The organism is Roseiconus nitratireducens (assembly GCF_008629675.1).
Classification (GTDB): Bacteria; Planctomycetota; Planctomycetia; order Pirellulales; family Pirellulaceae; genus Stieleria; species Stieleria nitratireducens.
The window spans coordinates 1-4,086 of the sequence record NZ_VWOX01000048.1; the positions used below are offsets into that span (position 1 = coordinate 1).

1 protein-coding gene is annotated in these 4,086 nt (G+C 60.6%); it reads left to right on the forward strand.

Annotation, left to right across the window (positions count from 1 at the left end; translation table 11 throughout):
* A partial coding sequence (locus tag FYK55_RS28585; RefSeq protein ID WP_150080035.1) for an RHS repeat protein occupies positions 1-4,086 on the forward strand: 4,086 nt, incomplete at both ends.

Genomic DNA, 4,086 nt, shown 5'->3' on the forward strand with positions numbered 1-4,086 from the left:
CGGCGACACCGGCGGCAGTTTGGGTGATCTTCGCCGGGCGCGTCAGCAAGAACCGACCAGCGGTGGAAGCTGGCAAGACAAGAACGTGCATTACTATCGCTACTACACCACCGGGGAAGCGAAAGGCTTTGAGCACGGATTGAAGTATGTGCTCGAGCCGGAGAGCTACGCGAAACTCTCGCTGGTGGCCGATCCTCTGACCGCTTCGGACGTGCAGCTTGCCCAGTACGCCGATTACCACTTCCAGTACAACGCCTCCCGCCGTGTGATTAAAGAGACCGTCCAGGCTGGCGCGATGACGTTCACCTTCGCCTACACGGCCAACAACGACAGCCAGGACCGCTACAACCAGTGGCGACGCAAGACGGTCGAAACGCGGCCCGACGGATCGCAGAACATCGTCTTCACCAATTACATCGGTCAGGTGCTCGTGAAAGAGTTCCGCAGCGGTGCGGGCGAGAACGCTGATCGCTGGATCCAGTCGCTACGTTACAACAACGATGGCCGACTAACTCAGCGTGCCCAGCCATCGGCCGTTGTTGACTACGACGAATCGCAAAACGATCTGGCCGTGACGCATCGCAGTGACGAAGGCGTCATCTATCGAACCGATTACTATTCGGATTCAAACGGCAGCGGCGCGGCGGCCGGCTACGTCAAGGCCGAGAAGGTCAAGCGAGGCAGCTCCGGCTCCGCCATCCTGCTGCGATCGATGAAGTACGCTTCACACAGTGTTGGTGGCAACACAGTCCATCCGGTCTCTCACGACATCGTGTACCGCAACGACGACGGCACCGGCAAGGCGACCACGCGGTACGACTACCAATACCACGCCGACAGTTTTCGAGCTTCGCAGAAGATCACCACACTGCCTGTCGTGCCGACCGGTCAAAACGGTGACGGAACAACCGATACGCGTACCGAACGCTTTGACATCCATGGCAACCGAACCTGGGTTCGTGATGAACGTGGCACGATCACGCACACGATCTACGATGTTGTCACCGGTGTGGCAACGCGGCAGATCGTCGATGTGGACACATCACAAGTCAGCGGTGTGCCGGTAGGTTGGACCACGCCGACCGGTGGCGGTCTGCACCTGGTAACCGACTACCAGCACGACGACCGCGGCCGGATCACTCAGTCGCTCGGCCCGGTCCATTCGGCCGAAGTTGGTGGAGCGACCCGGCAGGTTCGCCGCGCTCGTTGGCACGTTTACCTTGACGTTGATCATCAGCAGTGGACCGGCCAAGGTTACCACGATGTCTCGGCCGGCACGGACACGCTGATCGGTCCCGTCTCGATCGTCAAGCGAACCCGCAAGGGACACCCACTGGAGCAGATCTCGGCCGTGCGAAGTTCAGCTTCGGGAAAACTGTCGGCCAGTGATACGTTCACGCAATCCGATTACGTCCGCTGGACCACCCACCAATACAGCGACTGCTGCACGCTGATCTCTCAGCGGGTCTACCACACGATCCCCATCAGCGGTGAAGGTTCCGAGAGCACGAACTACGACCAAACGCAATTCGGCTACGACACGCTGAAACGTCGCAACCGCACGGTCAATCCCCGTGGCACGATCCGCTCGGTCGTTTTCGATGTTCGTGGTCAGCAAGTCGCCATGTACGCGGGAACCGATGACACCGGTGCGACCGCTGGCGACCCGACCGGCGGTGGTGCTGCTGGCAACGACATGAAGCTGATGACCGAACAGCAGTATGACTCAGGCACCGACGGTGGTGACGGACTGCTGACACGGGCCACCCAGCACGTCGACGATTCGACCATCCGCGTGACCGACTACGGCTACGACTGGCGTAATCGCCAGACGGTCATCGACGGCGAGTTGGACTTCTACCAAGTCGACACGCACGACAACTTGGGCCGGGTGATCAAGACCGAACGGTTCGACACCAGCGCTTCGGGCAACCTCGTCAGCCGCGAGAAGATCAAGTTCGACGTTCGGGGCCGCGTCTATCGCCGCATCCGCTTCGCGGTCGATCCGGCCACCGGCAACGTGACCGGCAGCCAGTCCCGCGACCAGTTCTATGACGCCGGCGGCAACGTCGTGCGGATGGAACCGGCTGGTGCGATGGACTATCAAAACTTCACCTTCGACTCCTTGAATCGCCGTGTCAAAGAAACCGATCCGCTGAATCATTCGCGCAGCTACGGCTTCGACAATGCCGGCAACGCCGTCACCACGACTGACCAAACCGGCAGCACGTGGACACGTCGCTTTGACCCGATCGGCCGACAAGTCGAAGCGGTCAATCCGCTCAGCGACGTGACCGAGTACGGCTACAGCGACGCTGGCTATCAAACCACCGTCACCAACGGTGCCGGTGAAACATCAACAACGTCCTTCGACGATGCCGGACGCACGGTCAGCGTCAACGATCCGCTCGGCAAGGTGACCAGCTACGTTTACGACGCCAATGGCAACCAGACGACGGTGACCGATGCCAACGGAAATGCCACGACGACCGATTACGACTACCTCGATCGACGCGTGAAGGTCATCGACCCGGCCGGTCACGAAACCGAGATGGCGTACAACCGTGCCGGTGAGATGATCCGGCAAACTGACGCCAAGGGCAACGATACCGATCACACTTATGACGCCCTGGGTCGTCAATCCAGTGTGACCGATCGGCTGAACCACACGACCACGTTCGCCTACACGGTGCTTGGCCAACTTGAAAGCCTGACCGATGCCGAGAGTCAAACGACCAGCTACGGTTATGACGGCTACGGTCGTCAAAACCAGGTCACCTGGCCCGACCATGTACCGGGCAGCAGCCCCGGCGATCTTGGCTACGGCATCACGATGACCGAGCACGATGACCTCGACCGAGTCACGCGAACGACCGATCAACTCGGTGACACCATGTCGATGGTTTATGACGCGGCGGGCAGACTACTCAAACGTGATTACCGCACACGAGCCAACTCGCCGTCGGGCACGATCGCCGACAGCGACACGTTCACCTACGATGACGCCTCGCGAATGCTGACCGCGGCCAGCGGCCGCTACGGCAACACGGTGACGTACGTCTATGACATCGCCGGACGCAAACTCAATGAAACGCTGTCCATCGGCGGTCAGTCGTACACGACCGATACCCAGTACGATGCCGCCGGACGGGTCAAGAAACTGATCTATCCAGACTCCAGCGAGGTCTCGCGGACGTACACCGCCCGCGGACAACTGGAAAAACTGATCACCGGCGGTGTGAACTTGCTGACCCGCGGCTACGACAACGGTGGTAGAATGACGACGAGTGTTTACGACAACGGCGTCAGTGAAAGTCGAACCTACAACGTCGACAACACGCCTTCGGCGATCAACTTCTCGGGTGCGAGCATCGGCAACCTGTCGTACACCTGGGACGACAACCACAACAAGACATCGGAGACGATCACCGGCACTATGAGCGGATACGGGTTCACAGCGAGCTACGACGCCGAGGACCGGTTGACCGGCTGGGACCGTGCCGATGCCGCACTCGATCAATCGTGGAATCTGACGCCGGTGGGCGACTGGCAGAGCTTCACCGAAAACTCGGTCGTGCAAAATCGCACCCACGGCCCGGCCCACGAACTGACCGCCGCGGCCGGTCAAGCGGTCCAGCATGACGCCAAGGGCAACATCACCCTACTGCCTTCATCCCTCCGCCCTCAGCCTTCCGCCTTTACCTGGGATTTCGACAACCGTCTGGCGTCGGCTGACATCAACAACAACGGCACCACCGACGTCCAGTACCAGTTCGACGCCCTGGGCCGACGAGTGGCCCGCGCCGAATCGGGCAGCACAACCGTGTTCGTGCAAAACGGCCAACAAACCCTGGCCGACTACGTCTCGGGTGCATCGCCGAGTTCGCCTGACTACACCTACATCTGGGGCGACTACATCGACGAACTGGTCGTTCGTGATGGTACTGGCGGCCGACGTTTCTACCACCGCAACGCCCAGTACAGCATCGTCGCGCTGACGAACTCATCGGGCAGCATTACCGAACGCTACGCCTACGACGCCTATGGCGACCTGACCATCACCGACGCCTCCGGCACCGTCCGCAC